Source organism: Streptomyces sp. NPDC090032 (assembly GCF_044748025.1).
Taxonomy (GTDB): Bacteria; Actinomycetota; Actinomycetes; order Streptomycetales; family Streptomycetaceae; genus Streptomyces.
Window position 1 is genome coordinate 15,845 of the sequence record NZ_JBIVFF010000005.1, and the last position, 20,533, is coordinate 36,377.

The 20,533-nt window shown below is 70.0% G+C and carries 19 protein-coding genes; 11 read left to right on the forward strand and 8 right to left on the reverse strand.

Annotated features, from left to right (window positions below; all coding sequences use genetic code 11):
* Positions 1-23: 23 nt before the first annotated feature.
* The gene (locus ACIPWY_RS12820) at positions 24-1,304 is read right to left on the reverse strand and encodes a hypothetical protein (protein WP_393699619.1); all 1,281 of its coding nucleotides are present in this window, start codon (positions 1,302-1,304) and stop codon (positions 24-26) included.
* A 349-nt stretch (positions 1,305-1,653) separates the two neighbouring features.
* Between ACIPWY_RS12820 and ACIPWY_RS12825 the strand changes: the two genes are divergently transcribed.
* The 6 genes from ACIPWY_RS12825 to ACIPWY_RS12850 all read left to right on the forward strand — a co-directional run bounded on the left by ACIPWY_RS12825 (position 1,654) and on the right by ACIPWY_RS12850 (position 9,669).
* Complete coding sequence (locus ACIPWY_RS12825) at positions 1,654-4,011, forward strand: bifunctional SulP family inorganic anion transporter/carbonic anhydrase (RefSeq protein WP_393699617.1); 2,358 nt, start codon at positions 1,654-1,656, stop codon at positions 4,009-4,011.
* A 123-nt stretch (positions 4,012-4,134) separates the two neighbouring features.
* The gene (acs, locus tag ACIPWY_RS12830; RefSeq protein ID WP_393699615.1) at positions 4,135-6,153 is read left to right on the forward strand and encodes an acetate--CoA ligase; all 2,019 of its coding nucleotides are present in this window, start codon (positions 4,135-4,137) and stop codon (positions 6,151-6,153) included.
* A gap of 204 nt (positions 6,154-6,357) precedes the next feature.
* The gene (nhaA, locus tag ACIPWY_RS12835) at positions 6,358-7,773 is read left to right on the forward strand and encodes a Na+/H+ antiporter NhaA (protein WP_362901038.1); all 1,416 of its coding nucleotides are present in this window, start codon (positions 6,358-6,360) and stop codon (positions 7,771-7,773) included.
* 98 nt (positions 7,774-7,871) lie between these two features.
* Positions 7,872-8,381 carry a phage holin family protein gene (locus ACIPWY_RS12840; protein WP_362901040.1) on the forward strand — a complete coding sequence of 170 codons (510 nt, stop codon included), beginning with the start codon at positions 7,872-7,874 and terminating at the stop codon, positions 8,379-8,381.
* Entirely contained in the window at positions 8,378-9,328 is a 951-nt protein-coding gene (locus ACIPWY_RS12845; protein ID WP_362901042.1) for an alpha/beta hydrolase, read from the forward strand. Before ACIPWY_RS12840 ends, ACIPWY_RS12845 begins: the two co-directional genes overlap by 4 nt.
* Positions 9,329-9,480: 152 nt before the next feature.
* Positions 9,481-9,669: a hypothetical protein gene (locus ACIPWY_RS12850; RefSeq protein WP_362901044.1), complete on the forward strand. Its 189-nt coding sequence runs from the start codon at positions 9,481-9,483 to the stop codon at positions 9,667-9,669.
* Between the two features lie 36 nt (positions 9,670-9,705).
* Here the strand turns inward: ACIPWY_RS12850 and ACIPWY_RS12855 are convergent, their stop codons facing one another.
* Genes ACIPWY_RS12855 through nth form a run of 3 tightly spaced genes read right to left on the reverse strand, consistent with a single transcriptional unit; the run spans position 9,706 to position 12,609 of the window.
* Entirely contained in the window at positions 9,706-10,905 is a 1,200-nt protein-coding gene (locus ACIPWY_RS12855) for a MarP family serine protease (protein WP_362901046.1), read from the reverse strand.
* A 13-nt stretch (positions 10,906-10,918) separates the two neighbouring features.
* Complete coding sequence (locus ACIPWY_RS12860; RefSeq protein ID WP_389547302.1) at positions 10,919-11,635, reverse strand: NUDIX hydrolase; 717 nt, start codon at positions 11,633-11,635, stop codon at positions 10,919-10,921.
* Between the two features lie 59 nt (positions 11,636-11,694).
* Positions 11,695-12,609 (reverse strand): endonuclease III, encoded by a 915-nt coding sequence (gene nth / locus ACIPWY_RS12865; RefSeq protein ID WP_393699610.1) that lies wholly within the window; start codon positions 12,607-12,609, stop codon positions 11,695-11,697.
* 450 nt (positions 12,610-13,059) lie between these two features.
* On the opposite strand from nth, the gene ACIPWY_RS12870 reads away from it, so the two are divergent.
* From ACIPWY_RS12870 to ACIPWY_RS12880, 3 genes are all read left to right on the forward strand, one after another.
* Positions 13,060-13,734: a Crp/Fnr family transcriptional regulator gene (locus tag ACIPWY_RS12870; RefSeq protein WP_100596519.1), complete on the forward strand. Its 675-nt coding sequence runs from the start codon at positions 13,060-13,062 to the stop codon at positions 13,732-13,734.
* A 116-nt stretch (positions 13,735-13,850) separates the two neighbouring features.
* On the forward strand, positions 13,851-14,651 hold the full coding sequence (locus ACIPWY_RS12875; protein ID WP_362901050.1) for a nucleotidyltransferase domain-containing protein: 801 nt from the start codon (positions 13,851-13,853) through the stop codon (positions 14,649-14,651).
* Positions 14,652-14,670: 19 nt separating this feature from the next.
* On the forward strand, positions 14,671-15,543 hold the full coding sequence (locus ACIPWY_RS12880; protein ID WP_401533110.1) for a sigma-70 family RNA polymerase sigma factor: 873 nt from the start codon (positions 14,671-14,673) through the stop codon (positions 15,541-15,543).
* A gap of 13 nt (positions 15,544-15,556) precedes the next feature.
* Here ACIPWY_RS12880 and ACIPWY_RS12885 read toward each other — a convergent pair whose 3' ends face one another.
* From ACIPWY_RS12885 to ACIPWY_RS12900, 4 genes are all read right to left on the reverse strand, one after another.
* Positions 15,557-16,387, reverse strand: coding sequence for an MBL fold metallo-hydrolase (locus tag ACIPWY_RS12885; protein WP_362901054.1), 831 nt, complete (start codon positions 16,385-16,387; stop codon positions 15,557-15,559).
* Positions 16,384-17,253, reverse strand: a complete 870-nt coding sequence (locus tag ACIPWY_RS12890) for an NUDIX hydrolase (RefSeq protein WP_362901056.1) — start codon at positions 17,251-17,253, stop codon at positions 16,384-16,386. Before ACIPWY_RS12890 ends, ACIPWY_RS12885 begins: the two co-directional genes overlap by 4 nt.
* A 121-nt stretch (positions 17,254-17,374) precedes the next feature.
* Positions 17,375-17,845, reverse strand: a complete 471-nt coding sequence (locus tag ACIPWY_RS12895; RefSeq protein WP_362901058.1) for a RidA family protein — start codon at positions 17,843-17,845, stop codon at positions 17,375-17,377.
* Entirely contained in the window at positions 17,842-18,000 is a 159-nt protein-coding gene (locus ACIPWY_RS12900) for a DUF4177 domain-containing protein (protein ID WP_073492664.1), read from the reverse strand. The genes ACIPWY_RS12895 and ACIPWY_RS12900 overlap by 4 nt, the downstream gene beginning before the upstream one ends.
* An 81-nt stretch (positions 18,001-18,081) precedes the next feature.
* Between ACIPWY_RS12900 and ACIPWY_RS12905 the strand changes: the two genes are divergently transcribed.
* Positions 18,082-19,077 (forward strand): ArsA family ATPase, encoded by a 996-nt coding sequence (locus tag ACIPWY_RS12905; RefSeq protein ID WP_401533113.1) that lies wholly within the window; start codon positions 18,082-18,084, stop codon positions 19,075-19,077.
* Positions 19,078-19,083: 6 nt separating this feature from the next.
* Positions 19,084-20,505 carry an ArsA family ATPase gene (locus tag ACIPWY_RS12910; RefSeq protein WP_401533115.1) on the forward strand — a complete coding sequence of 474 codons (1,422 nt, stop codon included), beginning with the start codon at positions 19,084-19,086 and terminating at the stop codon, positions 20,503-20,505.
* The last annotated feature ends 28 nt before the right edge of the window (positions 20,506-20,533 follow it).

Genomic DNA, 20,533 nt, shown 5'->3' on the forward strand with positions numbered 1-20,533 from the left:
GCGGCCAGGCCCGAGAGACTCGGTCACTGCTTGACCGCCGGCGCGCCCGGGACCCCCTTGGGCGCCGGGGCCGGGCTGGTCGACAGGAAAGACGCCCAGCCCCGCTTCGGGGCATCGCCGACGCCCAGACTGGCGAGCCGGTCCAGGGTCTGCGGGTCCTGGGCGTCCAGCCAGTCGGCGAGCTGGCGGAAGGATACGCAGCGCACCTCGGGCTTGTTGCACACGGCGTGGACTGTCTCGCCGACGGCGCGCATGTAGTTGCCGCCGTTCCAGGATTCGAAGTGATTGCCGATGATCAGCGGCGCGCGGTTGCCCTTGTAGGCGCGGTCGAAGCCCTGGAGGAGGCCGTCCCGCATCTGGTCACCCCAGAGTTCCTGCTTGTCGGGGTCGCCCTGGGTCGCGGTGCCCGACTGCTTGATCATGAAGTTGTAGTCCATGGTGAGCTGCTCGTACGAGTGCCCCGGGAAGGGCACAAGCTGCATCGAAAGGTCCCACAGGCCGTCCTTCTTCCTGGGCCAGACCTGGTCGTTGATGCCGCTGGTGTCGTAGCGGAAGCCGAGGTCGTGGGCCGCTCGCCTGAAGTTCTCCTTACCCTCCAGGCACGGGGTGCGGGCGCCGATGAGCTCCTTGTCGTAGTCGAAGGGGAGCGGGGCCGCGTTCTTCATGCCCGAGTTCGTCTTCCAGGACTTCACGAAGGACTTGGCCTGGCCGATCTCGTTCTTCCAGTCGGCCACCGACCACTCGCCGACGCCGCCGTCCTTGCCGCAGAAGTGACCGTTGAAGTGCGTGCCGATCTCGTTGCCCTCGAGCCAGGCATCGCGGAGCTGGGCCACGGTGTCCTTGATTCCCTGCTCGTCATTGAATCCGATGTCCGAACTGCCCGGTGAGTGCTGCGGGGGCCGGTAGAGGTCACGCTTCTCCTCCGGGAGCAGGTACACGCCGCTGAGGAAGTACGTCATCGTCGCGTTGTTCTGCTTGGCGACCTTGCGGAAGTGCGAGAACAGCTTCTGGCTGTCCTCCCCTGCGCCGTCCCAGGAGAACACCACGAACTGCGGCGGCTTCTGACCGGCCTTCAGGCGCTCGGCCCTCGGCAGATGCGGCTGATGTCCCGTGAAAGCGGTCGAGCCGTCCCCGATCAGTCGCATCGCGCTTCCCGGCGCGGGGGCGGGGAGCGCCTCCTTCGGACCCGGAGCGCCCTTCTGGGGTCCGGTCGTCTGGTGGGCACCGGTCGCGCAACCGGACAGGACTGCGGCACACACCGCGGCGGCGGCGAAGCTCGCGGCGAGCTTCTTGGTGGCGGCCATGTCCGCCCACCTTCTTCCTTGGGTCTCTTCGGCTTGGATCTCTTCACGTCCGGGGCGGGGGCAATGCGGTGAAATGACGCATTTGCCGACGGTGCCGCCAACGTCGCACGAGTCCCGAGGAAGAATTAATACGACAAGCTGAAGAAAGACCCCCATTCACCCACTGAGGTGAATCATTGCCCCATTTGCTCCGAAAATACGTCCACAACCTTTACTCTGCATTACGATCCATTTACCGAGAGTTGATTCATCCCGCCGCTGCATGCCGTGATCCACGGCCGCGACCCTGCCCCGCCACAGACGGGGCCCCTCATTCCGCGACCGCGCTGCCCCGGAGGAGACGGGAAATATGTCAGCCTGCGTCCCCACACGCCCCGCCGATCCGACACGGACCGACGAATCCAGCCGTACCCACCCACCCCACAGCCCGCCGCCGAAGCCGCCCCGCCGCTTCCGCATCTCGGGCGCCGACCTGTCCGCGTCCGGGGCGGTCTTCCTGATCGCCCTGCCGCTTTCCCTCGGAATCGCCCTCGCCACCGGGGCCCCACTCCAAGCAGGACTCGTCGCCGCCGCCGTCGGCGGACTGGTGGCCGGCCGCCTCGGCGGCTCACCCCTCCAGGTCAGCGGCCCTGCCGCCGGCCTCACCGTTGTCACCGCCGACCTCATCCACCGCTACGGCTGGCGGACGACCTGCGCGATCACCGTCATCGCCGGACTCGCCCAAATCGGCCTCGGCTGCCTGCGCGTGGCCCGCACCGCACTCGCCGTGTCCCCCGCCGTCGTCCACGGCATGCTCGCCGGAATCGGCGTCACCATCGCCGTCGCCCAGCTGCACATCGTGCTCGGCGGCACCCCTCAGAGCGCGGTTCTGGACAATCTCCGTGCGCTGCCCGCCCAGTTGACCAACGCCGACCTGGCCGCGCTGCTCCTGAGCCTGCTGACACTCACGGTCCTGCTCACCTGGCCCCGGATCCCCGGGCGCGCCGGCCGGGCCCTGCGCCGGGTGCCCGCCGCGCTCGTCGCCGTTGCCTGCGCCACCGCGACGGCCGCGTTCGCCGGGATCTCCGTGACCAAGGTCGACCTGCCGTCCTGGAGCAGCCACGCCCTGGCGGGAATGCCCGAAGGGCCCGTACTGGGCCTCGCGGCGGCCGTCCTGACCGTGACGCTCGTGTGCAGCGTGCAGTCGCTGCTCGGCGCCGTCGCCGTGGACAAGCTCGCGTCCTCGAAGCCCGCCCTGCGGCCGGAGGCGCGCCGCTCCGACCTCGACCGCGAGCTGCTCGGCCAAGGCGCGGCCAACATTGTCTCCGGCACCCTCGGCGGACTCCCCGTCGCCGGGGTCGCGGTCCGCAGCGCCGCGAATGTGAACGCGGGCGCTGAAAGCAGGAACTCCACGATGCTGCACGGCGTTTGGGTAGTAGTGGCCGCGCTCCTGATGGTCCCGACGCTTGAGCTGATCCCCCTCGCCTCACTCGCCGCCCTGGTGATGGCCGTCGGCATCCAGATGGTGTCCCTGCACCACATTCGGACGGTCACCCGCCACCGCGAGATCCTCGTCTACGTCGTGACGACGCTCGGCGTGGTCGTCCTCGGCGTACTCGAGGGCGTGGCCCTCGGCATCGCGGTCGCCGTCGGGGTCGCCCTGCACCGGCTCGCCCGCACGCGGATCACCCACTCCGTGGACGAGGCGGGTGCCGAAGGCCAAGGCGGGACGCATCACGTGCGGGTACGCGGGCAGCTGACGTTCCTCGCCGTGCCCCGGCTCAGCCGCGTACTGCACCAGGTGCCCCAAGGATCCCGCTGCGTAGTGGAGTTGGACGGGTCCTTCATGGACCACGCAGCGTTCGAGTCCCTCCAGGACTGGCAGAAGTCGTATGTCGCGCAGGGCGGCAAGGTCGAGGTGACCGGGCGGGCGGGGACCCGTATCGCCGAGCCCGCCTCGGCGTCGAACTCCTGCTGCCGGCCGTGGACACCCTGGCGCAACCATCACTGCGACCGCCCGCAGAGCGAGACCGCCGCTCCCCCCGCGGGCGGTGGCGGGTATCAACTGGCCAGTGGGATCAGCGCTTTCCAGCGGAACACCGCTCCGCATGTGCGGGACGAGCTGGCCCGGCTCGCCCGCGAGGGACAGCGGCCCACCCAGCTGTTCCTGACCTGCGCCGACTCCCGGCTCGTGACGTCGATGATCACCTCCAGCGGTCCCGGCGACCTCTTCGTCGTCAGGAACGTGGGGAATCTGGTGCCGCTGCCGGGCGCCGAGAGTGGTGACGACTCGGTCGCCGCGGCCATCGAGTACGCCGTCGACGTACTGAAGGTGCAGTCGATCACCGTGTGCGGGCACTCCGGCTGCGGGGCGATGCAGGCGCTGCTCAACAGCCCGCCCGAGGGCGGCGCGCAGACACCCCTGAAGCGATGGCTGCGGCACGGCCTGCCCAGCCTGGCCCGCATGGAGGCCGCGAACCAGCCATGGGCGCGGCTCGCCGGGCGCGCCCCCGCCGACGCGGTCGAGCAGCTCTGCCTGACCAATGTCGTCCAGCAGTTGGAGCATCTGCGGGCGCACGAGTCGGTGACCCGCCGCCTCGAGGAGGGCTCGCTCGAACTGCACGGGATGTACTTCCACGTGGGCGAGGCGCAGGCCTATCTGCTCACCGAGGAGCCCGACGAGGTGTTCGACCAAGTGGAGCCGGAGGGTGAACTGCACCGCGCATGAAGCTGCTTGAACCCTTACGTGACGGCGTGCGTGCCGGTGAGTGACCCCTCGGCACGCGCGCCTCAAACCCAACAGGTCTACACCAATATTCGGACCCCCCTTGTCATCGAGGGGGGCCGTCTGATGAGCTGTGGCCTGGGACACAACGGTCGCGCCCCGGCAAAGCACCGTAAGGGAGATGTCGTGAGCAACGAAAGCCTGGCCAACCTTCTCAAGGAAGAAAGAAGGTTTGCGCCGCCGGCCGACCTGGCGGCCGCCGCCAACGTCACCGCGGAGGCGTACGAACAGGCCAAGGCTGACAGGCTCGGCTTCTGGGCCGAGCAGGCCCGCCGGCTGACCTGGGCCACCGAACCGACCGAGACCCTCGACTGGTCGAACCCGCCGTTCGCCAAGTGGTTCGCCGACGGGAAGCTGAACGTCGCGTACAACTGCGTCGACCGCCACGTCGAGGCCGGGAACGGCGACCGGGTCGCCATCCACTTCGAGGGTGAGCCGGGCGACAGCCGGGCCATCACCTACGCGGAACTCAAGGACGAGGTCAGCCGCGCGGCCAACGCGCTGACCGAGCTGGGTGTGCACAAGGGCGACCGCGTCGCCGTCTACCTGCCGATGATCCCCGAGGCCGTCATCGCGATGCTGGCGTGCGCGCGCATCGGCGCCGCGCACTCGGTCGTCTTCGGCGGATTCTCGGCCGACGCCATCGCGGCCCGTATCCAGGACGCCGACGCCAAGGTCGTCATCACGGCCGACGGCGGCTACCGGCGCGGCAAGCCGTCCGCGCTCAAGCCCGCCGTCGACGATGCCGTCAGCCGCGTCGACGGAGTCGAGAAGGTCCTCGTCGTCCAGCGCACCAAGCAGGACGTGGCCTGGACCGAGGGCCGCGACGTGTGGTGGCACGAGATCACGCAGAGGCAGTCGGCGGAGCACACGCCCGAGGCGTTCGACGCCGAGCAGCCGCTGTTCATCCTCTACACGTCCGGCACGACGGGTAAGCCCAAGGGCATCCTGCACACCTCCGGCGGTTACCTCACCCAGGCCTCGTACACCCACCACGCGGTGTTCGACCTCAAGCCGGAGACCGACGTCTACTGGTGCACGGCCGACATCGGCTGGGTCACCGGACACTCGTACATCACCTACGGCCCGCTCTCGAACGGCGCGACGCAGGTCATCTACGAGGGCACCCCGGACACCCCGCACCAGGGCCGCTTCTGGGAGATCGTGCAGAAGTACGGGGTGACGATCCTGTACACGGCGCCGACGGCGATCCGCACGTTCATGAAGTGGGGGGACGACATCCCCGCCAAGTTCGACCTGAGCAGTCTGCGGGTCCTCGGCTCGGTCGGTGAGCCGATCAACCCCGAGGCCTGGATGTGGTACCGGAAGAACATCGGCGCCGACAAGTGCCCCATCGTGGACACCTGGTGGCAGACCGAGACCGGCGCGATGATGATCTCGCCGCTGCCGGGCGTCACCGAGACCAAGCCGGGCTCCGCCCAGCGCGCCCTGCCCGGCATCTCGGCGACGGTCGTGGACGACGAGGCCAGGGAAGTGCCCGACGGGGGCGGCGGTTACCTCGTCCTGACCGAGCCGTGGCCGTCGATGCTGCGCACCATCTGGGGCGACGACCAGCGGTTCATCGACACGTACTGGTCGCGCTTCGAGGGCAAGTACTTCGCCGGCGACGGCGCCAAGAAGGACGAGGACGGTGACATCTGGCTGCTCGGCCGGGTGGACGACGTGATGCTGGTCTCCGGCCACAACATCTCGACCACCGAGGTCGAGTCGGCGCTCGTCTCGCACCCCTCGGTCGCCGAGGCGGCGGTCGTGGGCGCGGCCGACGAGACGACCGGCCAGGCCATCGTCGCCTTCGTCATCCTGCGCGGCACGGCGTCCGCCGACGACGAGGGTCTCGTCGCCGACCTGCGCAACCACGTGGGCGCGACGCTCGGCCCCATCGCCAAGCCGAAGCGGGTCCTGCCCGTGGCCGAGCTGCCCAAGACCCGCTCCGGAAAGATCATGCGGCGCCTGCTGCGTGACGTCGCGGAGAACAGGGAACTGGGAGACGTCACGACCCTGACGGACTCGTCCGTCATGGACCTCATCCAGACCAAGCTCCCGGCCGCGTCGAGCGAGGACTGACCGCACGCACACCACGATGGGCACCCGGCGCAGAACGCGCCGGGTGCCCATTTCGTGCGTAAAGTGATGATCACCAGCTACGGCCCGCGTACACCCGGTAGGGTGAAAGCTCAACTGGTGTGCCGGGAAGTCTGGTCGGCAACGCCGTCGGCGACCCCTCGTCGGCGCGTTCGCGAAAGCCGAATCCGCCGGAGGTCTTCACCCGTGGCCGCGCCCAGCAAGACGCCCGCCCCCAGCAAGAACAGCCGCAAGGCACTCGGCCGGCTCTCTCTGCCCGAGCGTACGTTCGTGGCGGACGCCCTGCGTACCGAGACCGTGGGCGGAGTCCTGCTCCTCGTCGCCGCGATCGCCGCGATCATCTGGGCCAACACCCCGCTCAGCCACAGCTACGAGGCCGTGAGCGACTTCCACATCGGGCCCGCGGCACTCGGCCTCGATCTGTCCCTCGAGCACTGGGCCGCCGACGGACTGCTCGCGGTGTTCTTCTTCGTCGCCGGCATCGAGCTCAAGCGAGAACTGGTGGCGGGCGACCTGCGCGACCCCAAGGCCGCCATGCTGCCGGTCGCCGCCGCGCTCTGCGGAATGGCGGTCCCCGCGCTCGTCTACTTCCTGGTCAACGTCACGGGTGGCGGCTCGCTCGACGGCTGGGCCGTGCCGACCGCCACCGACATCGCCTTCGCACTGGCCGTCCTCGCCGTCATCGGCACCTCGCTGCCGTCCTCGCTGCGCGCGTTCCTGCTCACGCTCGCCGTCGTCGATGATCTCTTCGCGATCCTGATCATCGCCGTGTTCTTCACCAGCGACATCAACTTCGCGGCCCTCGCCGGCGCCGTCGTCGGCCTCGCCGTCTTCTGGCTGCTCCTGCGGAAGGGCGTGCGCGGCTGGTACATCTACGTGCCGCTGGCCCTCGTCATCTGGGGCCTGATGTACAACAGCGGCATCCACGCCACCATCGCCGGTGTCGCCATGGGCCTGATGCTGCGCTGCACCCGGCAGGAAGGCGAGGAGCACTCGCCCGGCGAGCACATCGAGCACCTCGTGCGGCCCTTCTCCGCAGGCTTCGCCGTCCCGATGTTCGCCCTGCTCAGCGCGGGCGTCGCCGTGTCGGGCAGCGCCCTGACCGACGTGTTCACCAAGCCGGAGACGCTCGGCGTGGTGCTCGGGCTCGTCGTCGGCAAGGCCGTCGGCATCTTCGGCGGTACCTGGTTGACGGCCCGCTTCACCCGCGCCTCGCTCTCCGACGAACTGGCCTGGCCCGACGTGTTCGCGGTCGCCTCCCTCGCCGGCATCGGCTTCACCGTCTCGCTCCTCATCGGCGAACTCGCCTTCGCCGAGAACCCCTTGCTGACCGACGAGATCAAGGCCGCCGTCCTGATGGGCTCCCTCATCGCGGCGGTTCTGTCGGGCGTCCTCCTCAAGCTCCGTAACGCCAAGTACCGCGCGATGTGCGCGGAGGAGGAGCGCGACGAGGACCTCGACGGCATCCCCGACATCTACGAGGAGGACAAGCCGGAGTACCACTTGCGGATGGCGGAGATCTACGAGAAGAAGGCCGCCGAACACCGCAGGCTTGCCGAAGTGACGGGCGGGGCAAGCGACGGAAGCAGTCGTCCGGCATGATCTGACAGCAGGTCCGCGCAGGAGCGCGGCCCGCGGCGGACGACACGCCCGATACACCACCCGCTTCACAAGCCCGCGAAGAGACGAGGGAGTACGCGATGAGCGCACCCGACGGGACACCGGTCGGCGCCGAGCGCAGCATCGGCCAGCTGGTCGCCACGGCCACGACCGAGATGTCCGCGCTGGTGCACGACGAGATCGCCCTGGCGAAGGCCCAGCTCAAGCAGGACGTGACGCGCGGCGCGATCGGCAGTGTCGTCTTCGCGGTGGCCGGCGCGATCCTGATCTTCTCGCTGCCGATGCTGAGCTTCGCACTCGCGTACGGGATCCATGCGTGGACCGGCGGACACAACGGCGAGGGCGGCTGGAACCTCGCCTGGTGCTTCCTGCTGTCCTTCGTGGCGAACGTGCTGGTGGCCGTCCTGCTCGGCCTGATCGGCCTCGTCTTCTTCAAGAAGGCCAAAAAGGGCAAGGGCCCGCAGAAGGTCGCCGCCTCGGTCAAGGAGACGGCCGGCGTCCTGGGGAACGCCAAACCGCACCCCCGTCAGGCGACCCCGGCGAACCGAGTCGGCGACACGGTCGAGGCTGTGGCACGCTCGTCTTCATGACGGACCCCGCCACACCTTCGGCGCAACCTGCCTCGGTCGTACGCATCGGCATCCCGGGCGGCGGCGAGCTGACCCACCGGGACGTCGCCGCCAACGGCGCGCGCTTCCACATCGCCGAGATGGGCGACGGGCCGCTGGTCCTGCTCCTGCACGGCTTCCCGCAGTTCTGGTGGACGTGGCGGCACCAGCTCGTGGCGCTCGCCGACGCCGGGTTCCGGGCCGTGGCCATGGACCTGCGCGGCGTCGGCGGCAGCGACCGCACCCCCCGCGGCTACGACCCGGCGAACCTCGCCCTCGACATCACGGGCGTCGTCCGCTCCCTCGGCGAGCCCGACGCGGCGCTCGTGGGGCACGACCTGGGCGGCTATCTCGCGTGGACCGCGGCCGTGATGCGGCCCAAGCTGGTGCGCCGGCTCGTCGTCTCCTCGATGCCGCACCCCCGGCGCTGGCGCTCGGCCATGCTGTCCGACCCCAAGCAGACCGCCGCGGGCTCGTACGTCTGGGGCTTCCAGCGGCCGTGGATTCCGGAGCGTCAGCTCGCCGCGGACGACGGCGCGTTGGTCGGGCGGCTGATCCGGGACTGGTCGGGACCGCGCCTCCCCGACGACGAGGCCGTGGACGTCTACCGGCGCGCGATGTGTATCCCGTCCACGGCGCACTGCTCGGTCGAGCCGTACCGGTGGATGGTGCGGTCGATGGCCCGTCCGGACGGCATCCAGTTCAACCGGCGCATGAAGCGTCCGGTGCGGGTGCCGACGCTGCATCTGCACGGCTCGCTCGACCCCGTGATGCGTACGCGCAGCGCGGCGGGCTCCGGCGAGTACGTCGAAGCGCCGTACCGCTGGCGGCTGTTCGACGGTCTGGGCCACTTCCCGCACGAGGAGGACCCGGTCGCGTTCTCGAACGAACTCGTGAACTGGCTGAAGGACCCCGAGCCCGACCGGTGACGGCTGTGCGGCCACCCCTCCCACGATCAGGTGACGCGTTCGAGCCATGTCCGGGAACAACTGTCCTTCGAACTGCCAATTGCCTGGCGCATAGGCCAATTGGGGGGCGTGCGGGCGATTACCGACCTTGGGGCACGGGCACAGGTCGGGGTATGGGCTGGACGCACGACTACAGTGACGCAGCACGCAACCGCCGCTCAGCCACGGTGCTGAGCCGTCACCCGGGGGGTGGCCCGCGGGAAGCGGGCCATGGCCGAACCCCTCCGGGGATCAACATTCCCCGCCTCCTGCGCCGCCGGGCCCGCTGGGTCTCGGCCCGGCTGCGGCACACGCGCGACTGACGCGTCACCGGCCCGGCCTTCACCGCCTCCAGAACCTCACAGGGCGCAGCTGTCGCTGTCCACCTGCTGGTTGGCCGTGCGGCCGCGTTCGATGTCCTGGCTGATCTCGTCGCGGGTGAGCGCGTACCCGGTCTGGGCGCTGTCGAGTGACTTCGCGAAGACCACGCCGTACACCTTGCCCTCGGGCGTGAGCAGCGGGCCGCCGGAGTTGCCCTGACGGACCGTCGCGTAGAGCGAGTACACATCGCGTTGCACGGTGCCGCGGTGGTAGATGTCCGGGCCGTTGGCCGTGATGCGGCCGCGCACGCGCGCGGGACGGACGTCGTACGCGCCGTTCTCCGGGAAGCCGGCGACGATCGCGCTGGCGCCGCGCTCGGCGTCCGTGGACGTGAACTGGAGCGGAGGCGCCTTCAGGGTGGGCACGTCGAGTACGGCGATGTCGCGCTTCCAGTCGTAGAGGACGACCTTCGCCGCGTACATCCGGCCCTCGCCGCCGATCTGCACGTTCGGCTCGTCCACTCCGCCGACCACGTGCGCGTTCGTCATGACGCGGCGGTCGGCGAAGACGAATCCGCTGCCTTCGAGGACCTTGCCGCAACTGGGCGCCTGGCCCGTCACCTTGACGATGGAGCGCTTGGCCGTCGTCACGACCGGGCTGTTCGCCAGCTTCGGGTCGGGGGGCTGGACCTCGGTGATCGGCTCGTTCGAGAACGGGCTGAAGACCTGTGGGAAACCGTTCTGCGCGAGCGCGGAGGAGAAGTCCGCGAACCACGTGTTGGCCTGCGTGGGCAGGGCTCTGGACACGCCGAGCAGGACCTTGGAGTTGCGGACTTCCTTGCCGAGCGTGGGCAGCGTCGTGCCGGCCAGGGCCGAGCCGATGAGCCACGCGACCAGGAGCATCGCCACCACGTTCACCAGGGCGCCGCCCGTGGCGTCCAGGGCGCGGGCCGGGGACCAGGTGATGTACCGGCGCAGCTTGTTCCCCAGGTGCGTGGTGAACGCCTGTCCCACGGAGGCACAGACGATGACCACGATGACGGCGACGACGGCCGCGGTCGTAGTCACCTTGGCCTCGTCGGTCACCGCGCTCCAGATGGCGGGCAGGACGTAGACCGCGACGAGGCCGCCGCCCAGGAAGCCGATCACCGACAGGATGCCGACGACGAAGCCCTGGCGGTAGCCCACGATCGCGAACCACACGGCGGCTACGAGCAGCAGGATGTCCAGCACATTCACGTGGGCCACCCTGTCATGAGCGCCAGTCGAGTGGGACCTGCTTACTGCGGTCCCAGGGGCGCTCCCATCCCGCGTAGTGCAGGATCCGATCGATCACTCCGGCCGTAAAGCCCCAGACCAGCGCTGATTCTACGAGGAATGCCGGGCCCTGGTGGCCGCTCGGGTGGACCGTCGTCGCACGGTGGCGCGGATCCGTGAGATCCGCCACGGGGACCGTGAAGACGCGGGCCGTCTCCGCCGGATCGACCGCCTGTACGGGCGTCGGTGTGCGCCACCAGCCGAGGACCGGCGTCACCACGAAGCTGCTCACCGGGATGTACAGCTTCGGCAGGACACCGAAGAGCTGGACGCCCCGCGGATCGAGCCCGGTCTCCTCCTCCGCCTCGCGCAGGGCGGCGCGCAGCGGCCCGTCCGTACGCGGATCGCCGTCCTCCGGGTCGAGGGCACCGCCGGGGAAGGACGGTTGGCCCGCGTGCGAGCGCAGCGATGTGGCCCGCTCCATGAGCAGCAGCTCGGGGCCGCGCTCGCCCTCCCCGAAGAGGATCAGGACGGCGGACTGGCGCCCGTCGCCGCTCTCGGGCGGCAGGAAACGGCTCAGCTGGAGCGGCTCGACCGTGTCGGCGGCCTTCACGACCGGGTCGAGCCACTCGGGCAGCCCCTCTCGGCTCAGCCGCACAGGCTCGTCCTTCGTCACGCGCTCTTCCTGCGCCTCACTGTGTGCATGCGTCATAGGCACCCCCGTCCAACTGAACACAACGCTTGCGTCCCCACCGTTCGTTCCGCGATGCGTCACTCCCCCGTGGCGGGCGGCGCGGTGGCGCCGAGCGGGGGCGCCGGAATGCCGCCGGCGTCCAGGTACGACTGCGGGGGCTTCAGGCGCTGGCCGGGGAAGCCGCCCTTCTCGTACTTCAGGAGCTTCTTCGCCTTCTCCGGGTCGGTCTCGCCTTCCCCGTACGCCGGACAGAGCGGGGCGATCGGACAGGCGCCGCAGGCGGGCTTCCGGGCGTGGCAGATACGGCGGCCGTGGAAGATCACGCGGTGCGAGAGCATCGTCCAGTCGCTCTTCGGGAAGAGCTCGCCGACGGCCTTCTCGACCTTGTCCGGGTCGGTCTCCGGTGTCCACTTCCAGCGCCGCACGAGCCGCCCGAAGTGCGTGTCCACGGTGATTCCCGGCCGCCCGAAAGCGTTGCCCATCACGACGAAGGCGGTCTTGCGGCCGACGCCGGGCAGCTTGACGAGGTCTTCGAGACGCCCCGGGACCTCGCCGCCGAACTCGTCCCGCAGGGCCGCCGCCAGCCCGATGATCGACTTCGTCTTGGCGCGGAAGAACCCGGTGGGCCGGATCAGCTCCTCGACGGCCTCGGGGTTCGCGGCGGCGAGGTCCTCAGGGGTCGGGTACGCGGAGAAGAGGGCCGGCGTCGTCTGGTTCACCCGCAGGTCGGTGGTCTGGGCGGACAACACCGTGGCGACGAGCAGCTGGAAGGGGTTCTCGAAGTCCAGCTCGGGGTGGGCGTACGGGTACACCTCGGCGAGCTCGCGGTTGATGCGCCGGGCACGCCGGACGAGGGCGGTCCGGGACTCGGGCTCGGCGGCGGCCTTCTTCACGGCCTTGTCCGACTTCGCAACAGCGGCCTTCTTCGGGGACTTGTCCGACTTGGCGGCGACTGCCTTCTTCGCCGGCTTGGCGGGAACAGTCCTCTTCACGGCAGCACGCTTCCCTCCGGAACTCGTGGCGCCACCGGAACCCGCGGCACCACCGGAACCCACGCCGCCACCAGCGCCCTTCCCCGCGGAAGCCTCAGCACCCCCGGCGCCATCCCCGGCACCCCGAGTCCGCTTTACCCCTTTTGCCGCTTTCTTGGGCGCGGCCGAGGCCTGTTCGCCCACAGCGGAATTACGTCCTGCGGTCACCGTCCCAGCCCCCTTGGCCTGTGCTCTCACCGGCGTTTTGGACACTCGGCCAGCGTAAAGGCAGTCGCTGACATCCGCCGTTGACCCCGCAGATCAGTCCTCGATTGGCCCCCTCCCCCACAGCTTGCGACGCCCGTGCGGCAGACTTGTGCCTGAGTGACTGATCACACTGTTTGGACCGTCCGGCAAAATGGGGAGCGGGAACCCGGTCCCCGGATGCAGGTCGACATAGGAGAGAAACTCGTGGACGACGTTCTGCGGCGCGCCCCGCTTTTCGCGGCGCTCGATGATGAGCAGGCCGCGGAGCTCCGCGCCTCCATGAGTGAGGTGACCCTCGCGCGCGGCGACGCCCTCTTCCACGAGGGCGACCCCGGAGACCGCCTGTACGTGGTCACCGAGGGCAAGGTGAAGCTCCACCGCACCTCCCCCGACGGCCGCGAGAACATGCTCGCGGTGCTCGGCCCCGGCGAGCTGATCGGCGAGCTGTCGCTGTTCGACCCGGGCCCGCGCACGGCGACCGCCTCCGCGCTCACCGAGGTCAAGCTCCTCGGCCTCGGCCACGGCGACCTCCTGCCCTGGCTGAACGCGCGCCCCGAGGTGGCCTCCGCCCTGCTGCGCGCCGTCGCCCGGCGCCTGCGCAAGACCAACGACCAGATGTCCGACCTGGTCTTCTCGGATGTGCCGGGCCGCGTGGCCCGCGCGCTCCTGGACCTCTCCCGCCGCTTCGGCGTGCAGTCGGAGGAGGGCATCCACGTCGTGCACGACCTGACGCAGGAGGAGCTGGCCCAGCTGGTCGGCGCCTCGCGCGAGACGGTGAACAAGGCCCTCGCGGACTTCGCGGGCCGCGGCTGGCTCCGTCTGGAGGCCCGCGCCGTGATCCTGCTCGACGTGGAGCGCCTCGCGAAGCGCTCGCGCTGACACCTTCGTACAAGGCGACGCAACGGGTCCCGTCTCCCCCTGGGGAGGCGGGATCGCCCGTTCGACGCCGCGGAAAATGCCGCGCCCACACCCGCCCTACACGGCACAGTGGACCCATGGCGATCACCGCACGTGGCCTCGACGACCACGGATTCATCGAGCGCGAAGGCTCCCTGGGCCGGATCCAGCCGGACTTCCGCCCCGTGGTGTCCGCGGCGCGCGACGGTCTGCTCGCCGCCTTCGGGCCGCGGATGACGAGCGCGTACCTCTACGGCTCCGTGCCGCGCGGCACGGCACGCCCCGGCCGCAGCGACCTTGACCTCCTTCTCGCACTGCGCGAGGAGCCGGCGGACGAGGACAGGGCGGAAGCCGAAGCCCTGGGCGACAGGCTGGACGAGGACTTCGCCCAGATCGACGGCGTAGGCATGATCGTGCTCAGCCGGGCCCAAGTCCTCAGCGACCTCGAACGACACGACCTGGGCTGGTTCGTGGCCTGCCTCTGCACGCCGCTCCTGGGCGAGGACCTGGCCGAACACCTGCCGCGCTACCGCCCCGATTCCCTCCTGGCCCGGGAGACCAACGGCGACCTGCCCCTGCTCCTGACCCGCTGGCGCGAACGCATCGCGCGAGGCGACGACCCGCGCACCCTGGACCGTCAGATCTCCCGTCACCTGGTCCGCACCGGCTTCACGCTCGTGATGCCCCGGTGGAACGGCTGGACCAGTGATCTGACGCAGATGGCCGAGGTGTTCGGCACGTACTACCCGCAGCGGGCAGACGCGATGCGACAGGCGGCCGAGGCGGCGTACGACCCGGTGGGCGCACCGCACACCCTCCGCACGTACACCGAGGACCTGGGCCCGTGGCTGGCGGCAGAATACGAAGCGGTACACGGGGTGAAGGCCCCCCGCCCCTGACCCGGGAAGCAGGACACCGATGAGCTCAGCGTCGACGGACACCCTGGCCGAGCGGTTCGAGGAGTCACGGGGCCACTTGCGTGCCGTGGCCTACCGGATGCTCGGCTCGCTCAGCGAGGCGGAGGACGCCGTACAGGAGACGTGGCTGCGACTCCAGCGGTCCGACACGGCGGCCGTCGAGAACCTGGGCGGCTGGCTCACCACCGTCACGGGCCGGATCTGCCTGGATCTGCTGCGCTCGCGCAGGGCGAGGGGCGAAGAGCCCCTGGAAACCCACGTACCCGACCCCCTGATCACGAGCCTCGACACCCCGGACCCCGAACAACAGGCGCTCCAGGCCGACTCGGTGGGCCTGGCACTGCTCGTGGTCCTCGACTCGCTGGCGCCGGCGGAGCGGCTGGCGTTCGTGCTGCACGACATGTTCACGGTGCCGTTCGAGGACATCGCGCCGATCGTGGAGCGCACGCCGGCGGCGACCCGGCAGCTGGCGAGCCGCGCGCGCCGCCGCGTCCAGGGAGCCCCGCCGCCGGAAACGGATCGAGTACTCCAGCGCGAGATCGTGGAGGCGTTCCTCTCGGCGTCCCGCGACGGCGACTTCGAACGGCTGGTCGCGGTCCTGGACCCGGACGTACTGCTGCGGGCGGACGCCGGGGCAACAGACCTCTCGCGCCTGGTCCGTGGCGCTCACGCGGTGGCGTCCGGGGCGATCACGTTCCAGCGCATGGCACCGCATGTACGCATCGTGCTGGTCAACGGCACGATCGGCCTCCTGGCACTCCCAGCAGGCCGCCCGGCATCGCTGATGTCGTTCACGATCACCGGCGCCAAAATCACCGAACTGAACGTCCTGGCGGACGAGGCCCGCCTGCAGGGCCTGATCCGCGAGGCCTGACCCGCGAGGCGCTCTAAATGAGCCCGTGCTCCGTCAGATAATCGAGCTGAGCCAGCACGGACAACTCGGCGGCGGGCCACAGAGACCGATCCACACCCGCGTACACGTGGGCAACGATTTCTGACGCCGTGACATAACCGCTCTCGACGGCGGTCTCGACCTGGGCGAGCCGGTTGGCGCGGTGGGCGAGGTAGAACTCGACGGCGCCCTGGGCGTCTTCGAGTACGGGCCCGTGCCCCGGCAGCACGGTGTCGACCCCGTCGTCGACGGTCAGGGACCGCAGCCGCCGCAGCGAGTCGAGATAGTCGCCGAGCCGCCCGTCGGGATGGGCGACGACGGTGGTCCCGCGCCCGAGCACGGTGTCACCGGTCAGCACGGCCCGGTCGGCGGGCAGATGGAAACAGAGCGAATCAGCGGTGTGCCCGGGCGCGGCGACAACACGCAGCTCAAGCCCGCCGACAGCCACGACATCCCCACCGCCCAGCCCCTCGTCCCCCAGACGCAGCGCGGGATCGAGGGCCCGCACCTTGGTCCGGGTCAGCTCGGCGAACCGGCCGGCGCCCTCCGCATGATCGGGATGCCCGTGCGTAAGAAGGGTCAGAGCCACACGCTTACCAGCAGCCTCGGCGACCGCGACGACATGCCGCAGATGCACGTCGTCGAGCGGCCCGGGATCGATCACGACGGCCAGTTCGGAATCAGGCTCGGAAACGATCCACGTATTGGTCCCGTCCAGGGTCATCGCGGAGGCGTTCGGAGCCAGCACGTTGACCGCGCGCGCGGTGGCGGGCCCCGACAACACCCCGCCGCGGGGCTGTCCGGGAAGGGCGGCGGCTTCGGTCATGCGGAGGCTCCCCCGGTCGGAATGTGCTTGGTGAACTCATCATGACCGGGCCAGGACAGAACAATCTCCCCACCCTCCAGCCGGGCCCGCGCGAGCACAGGGGAGAGATCCTGCGCCGCGGCCCCCACGAGGGCCCCCTCGGCGCTGTCGAAGCCGGCCAGCGCCCGCAGCGTCGCGATCGTGGGCGGCATCATCATGAGCTCGCCCTTGTCGTACCCCTCGGCAGCCTGCTCGGGCCGGATCCACACGGTCCGATCGGCTTCGGTGGAAGCGTTACGGGTGCGCTGCCCCTCAGGCAACGCGGCGACGAAGAACCATGTGTCGTACCGCCGGGGCTCGAACTCGGGCGTGATCCACCGCGCCCAGGCCCCCAGCAGATCGGACCGCAGGACCAGCCCGCGCCGCCCGAGGAACTCCCCGAAGGACAACTCCCGCTGGACGAGCGCCTCCCGGTCGGCCTCCCAGGACTCACCGGTCGTATCCCCCACCACGGACGCCGCGTCGGGCCCGGCGAGCAGCACGCCCGCCTCCTCGTACGTCTCCCGCACGGCGGCGCACACGATCGCCTGCGCCGACTTCTCGTCCACGCCGAGCCGCGCCGCCCACGCCGCACGTGAGGGCCCGCCCCACCGCACGACCGACTCGTCGTCACGGGGATCGACACCCCCGCCCGGATACGCGTACGCGCCCCCGGCGAAAGCCATGGAGGCGCGTCGACGCAACATGTGCACCTCGGGACCGGCGGCCGCGTCCCGCAGAAGCAGCACGGTCGCGGCCCGCCGCGGCACGGCGGCCGTCAGCTCACCCGCCGCGAGCGCACGAATCCGCTCGGGCCACTCCGGGGGATACCACTGCCCATTCGCCATGGCCGGAGGCTATCCGCTACCAAGCGGATGTTCGAGAGCCACAGACGATCAAGTAGGACAGAGAGCCGAACCACAGACCTCGGCCGAACGAACCCCTCGGCGGAAGCGCCCGGTCGCCCGGTCAGGCCGAAACGAGCTCGACCTGAACCTCGACCTCAACAGGCGCGTCCAGCGGCAGAACGGCCACACCCACGGCGGACCGAGCGTGCACACCCTTCTCACCGAGAACCTCGGCGAAGAGCTCACTGGCCCCGTTCACCACACCCGGCTGCCCCGTGAAGTCAGGTGCGGAGGCGACGAACCCGACAACCTTCACCACACGAGCGACCCGGTCGAGATCACCGGCGACGGACTTCACCGCGGCGAGCGCGTTCAGCGCGCATGTCCGGGCCAGCTCCTTGGCCTGCTCGGCGGTGACCTCGGCCCCCACCTTCCCGGTGAGCGGAAGCTTCCCGTCCACCATCGGCAGCTGACCGGCCGTGTACACGTACACACCGGACTGCACGGCCGGCTGGTAAGAGGCGAGCGGCGGCACGACCTCGGGCAGGGTCAGCCCGAGCTCGGCGAGGCGCGCGTCGACGATCCCGCTCATGCCCTCTCCCGCTTCAGGTAGGCCACGAGCTGTTCGGGGTTGTTCGGCCCGGGCACGACCTGGACGAGCTCCCAGCCGTCCTCGCCCCAGGTGTCCAGAATCTGCTTGGTCGCGTGCACGAGAAGGGGCACGGTCGCGTATTCCCACTTGGTCATACGGCCGACTGTAGCCGCTGGACCGGCGATGACCGACAGCCTCCTGCGTAGCCCGCGCCCGGACTGGTTAGGCTCGAAGACGTGAGCAGGCTCCAGGTCGTCAGCGGCAAGGGCGGTACCGGAAAGACCACGGTCGCCGCCGCACTGGCGCTCGCCCTCGCGACCGAGGGCAAGCGCACTCTCCTGGTGGAGGTGGAAGGACGCCAGGGCATCGCACAGCTCTTCGAGACGGAAGCGCTGCCGTACGAGGAACGGAAGATCGCGGTAGCCCCGGGGGGCGGCGAGGTGTTCGCACTCGCCATCGACCCGGAGCTGGCGCTGCTGGACTACCTCCAGATGTTCTACAAGCTGGGCGGCGCGGGCAGGGCGCTCAAAAAGCTGGGCGCGATCGACTTCGCGACGACGGTGGCGCCGGGACTGAGGGACGTACTCCTGACAGGCAAGGCCTGCGAGGCGGTACGCCGCAAAACAAAACAGACCACCAATGCCAAGCAAGACAAATACGCCTACGACTACGTGGTGATGGACGCCCCGCCGACGGGCCGCATCACACGCTTCCTGAATGTGAACGACGAGGTCGCGGGCCTGGCCAAGATCGGCCCGATACACAACCAGGCGCAGGCGGTCATGCGGGTCCTCAAGTCACCGGAGACGGCGGTGCACTTGGTGACGCTGCTGGAGGAGATGCCGGTCCAGGAGACGTCGGACGGCATCGCGGAGCTGCGGGCGGCGAACCTCCCGGTGGGCAGGGTCATCGTGAACATGGTGCGCCCGGCGGTCCTGGACGAGGCCGAACTGGCCCTGGCGCAGGGCGGCGTACCCCGGGCGGCCATCGCCAAGTCCCTGTCGGCGGCGGGCCTGGGCGGCGCCCGCAGAGGCGGCGGCGCCGAACGCCTGGTGACCCCGCTCCTCGACCAGGCGGCGGAATACGCGGAACGGCACGAGCTGGAGCGCAGCCAGCGGGCGGTGCTGGCCGATTCGGGCCTGCCCCTGCACGAACTGCCGCTGCTGACCGAGGGGATGGACCTGGCGGGCCTGTACCGGCTGGCCACGGAACTGCGGAAGCAAGGGATCTAGAGACACATGACGTCGTCCCTGAGCCTGAATCCGGCGGACACCCGCGTACTCGACGTGGACCCGCTCATCGACGACCCCGGGACACGCATCGTGGTGTGCTGCGGTTCCGGCGGCGTCGGCAAGACGACGACGGCGGCGGCACTCGGCCTGCGCGCGGCCGAGCGCGGGCGCAAGGTCGTCGTGCTGACGATCGACCCGGCACGCAGGCTGGCCCAGTCCATGGGCATCGACAGCCTGGACAACACACCGCGCCGCGTGAAGGGGATCGCCACCGCCGAAGGAGCAGAGGGCGGCGAACTGCACGCGATGATGCTCGACATGAAGCGGACGTTCGACGAGATCGTCGAGGCGCACGCGGACGGCCAGCGGGCCGAGGCGATTCTGGGCAACCCGTTCTACCAGTCGCTCTCGGCGGGCTTCGCGGGCACGCAGGAGTACATGGCGATGGAGAAGCTGGGCCAGCTGCGGGCCCAGGGCGAGTGGGATCTGATCGTCGTCGACACGCCGCCGTCCCGCTCGGCGCTCGACTTCCTGGACGCGCCGAAACGTCTCGGCTCGTTCCTGGACGGCAAGCTGATCCGGGTCCTGATGACTCCGGCGAAGGTCGGCGGCCGGGCCGGCATGAAGTTCCTGAACGCCGGGATGTCGCTGATGACGGGCGTGCTCGGAAAGCTGCTCGGCGGTCAACTCCTGCGCGACGTGCAGACGTTCGTGGCGGCGATGGACACGATGTTCGGCGGGTTCCGCACCCGCGCCGACGCGACGTACAAGCTGCTCCAGGCCCCCGGTACGGCGTTCCTGGTGGTGGCGGCTCCGGAGCGGGACGCGCTGCGCGAGGCGGCGTACTTCGTGGAGCGCCTCGCCGCGGAGGACATGCCGCTGGCCGGCCTCGTACTGAACCGGGTGCACGGCAGTGGTGCCGCGCAGCTGTCGGCCGAGCGGGCGCTGGCGGCCGCAGAAAATCTTGACGAGCGCGGCATTGTGGATCAGGGGGACGGGAATGTAGAGCTGCGTACCGCTCCCGAAGCAGGCTCCCCCGCCCCAGCAAGGGACACGACCGACGAGCACGCCCAGACGCCGGACAAAACCCCACATAGCGCACCTGTGCACGCACACGAGCCCAACTCGCCTGCCACAGGCACGCCTGCCACCGCGACCACAGACCGCGCCACGACAGACCGCTCGGCCGCCACAGACCACACAGCGACAGACCAACTCACAGCAGGCCTACTGCGATTGCACGCGGAACGCATGCAGTTGCTGGCACGCGAACAGCGCACACGCGACCGCTTCGCCGCGCTCCACCCGGAGGTGGCGGTCACCGAGGTCGGCGCCCTGCCCGGCGATGTGCACGACCTGGCAGGCCTGAGGAGCATCGGGGACCGGCTCGCGGCCGGCACGAACCCGTACCCGACCGGAGCTGCGTGAGCCGTACGGACACCCCCTGAGGCGCGGG

Excerpts from the sequence above, each read along its gene's own strand:
- ACIPWY_RS12820 (WP_393699619.1), bottom strand. The coding sequence starts at position 1,304 with ATGGCCGCCACCAAGAAGCTCGCCGCGAGCTTCGCCGCCGCCGCGGTG.
- ACIPWY_RS12825 (WP_393699617.1), top strand. The coding sequence starts at position 1,654 with ATGTCAGCCTGCGTCCCCACACGCCCCGCCGATCCGACACGGACCGAC.
- acs (WP_393699615.1), top strand. The coding sequence starts at position 4,135 with ATGAGCTGTGGCCTGGGACACAACGGTCGCGCCCCGGCAAAGCACCGT.
- ACIPWY_RS12840 (WP_362901040.1), top strand. The coding sequence starts at position 7,872 with ATGAGCGCACCCGACGGGACACCGGTCGGCGCCGAGCGCAGCATCGGC.
- ACIPWY_RS12845 (WP_362901042.1), top strand. The coding sequence starts at position 8,378 with ATGACGGACCCCGCCACACCTTCGGCGCAACCTGCCTCGGTCGTACGC.
- ACIPWY_RS12850 (WP_362901044.1), top strand. The coding sequence starts at position 9,481 with ATGGGCTGGACGCACGACTACAGTGACGCAGCACGCAACCGCCGCTCA.
- ACIPWY_RS12860 (WP_389547302.1), bottom strand. The coding sequence starts at position 11,635 with ATGACGCATGCACACAGTGAGGCGCAGGAAGAGCGCGTGACGAAGGAC.
- ACIPWY_RS12875 (WP_362901050.1), top strand. The coding sequence starts at position 13,851 with ATGGCGATCACCGCACGTGGCCTCGACGACCACGGATTCATCGAGCGC.
- ACIPWY_RS12880 (WP_401533110.1), top strand. The coding sequence starts at position 14,671 with ATGAGCTCAGCGTCGACGGACACCCTGGCCGAGCGGTTCGAGGAGTCA.
- ACIPWY_RS12885 (WP_362901054.1), bottom strand. The coding sequence starts at position 16,387 with ATGACCGAAGCCGCCGCCCTTCCCGGACAGCCCCGCGGCGGGGTGTTG.
- ACIPWY_RS12890 (WP_362901056.1), bottom strand. The coding sequence starts at position 17,253 with ATGGCGAATGGGCAGTGGTATCCCCCGGAGTGGCCCGAGCGGATTCGT.
- ACIPWY_RS12895 (WP_362901058.1), bottom strand. The coding sequence starts at position 17,845 with ATGAGCGGGATCGTCGACGCGCGCCTCGCCGAGCTCGGGCTGACCCTG.
- ACIPWY_RS12900 (WP_073492664.1), bottom strand. The coding sequence starts at position 18,000 with ATGACCAAGTGGGAATACGCGACCGTGCCCCTTCTCGTGCACGCGACC.
- ACIPWY_RS12910 (WP_401533115.1), top strand. The coding sequence starts at position 19,084 with ATGACGTCGTCCCTGAGCCTGAATCCGGCGGACACCCGCGTACTCGAC.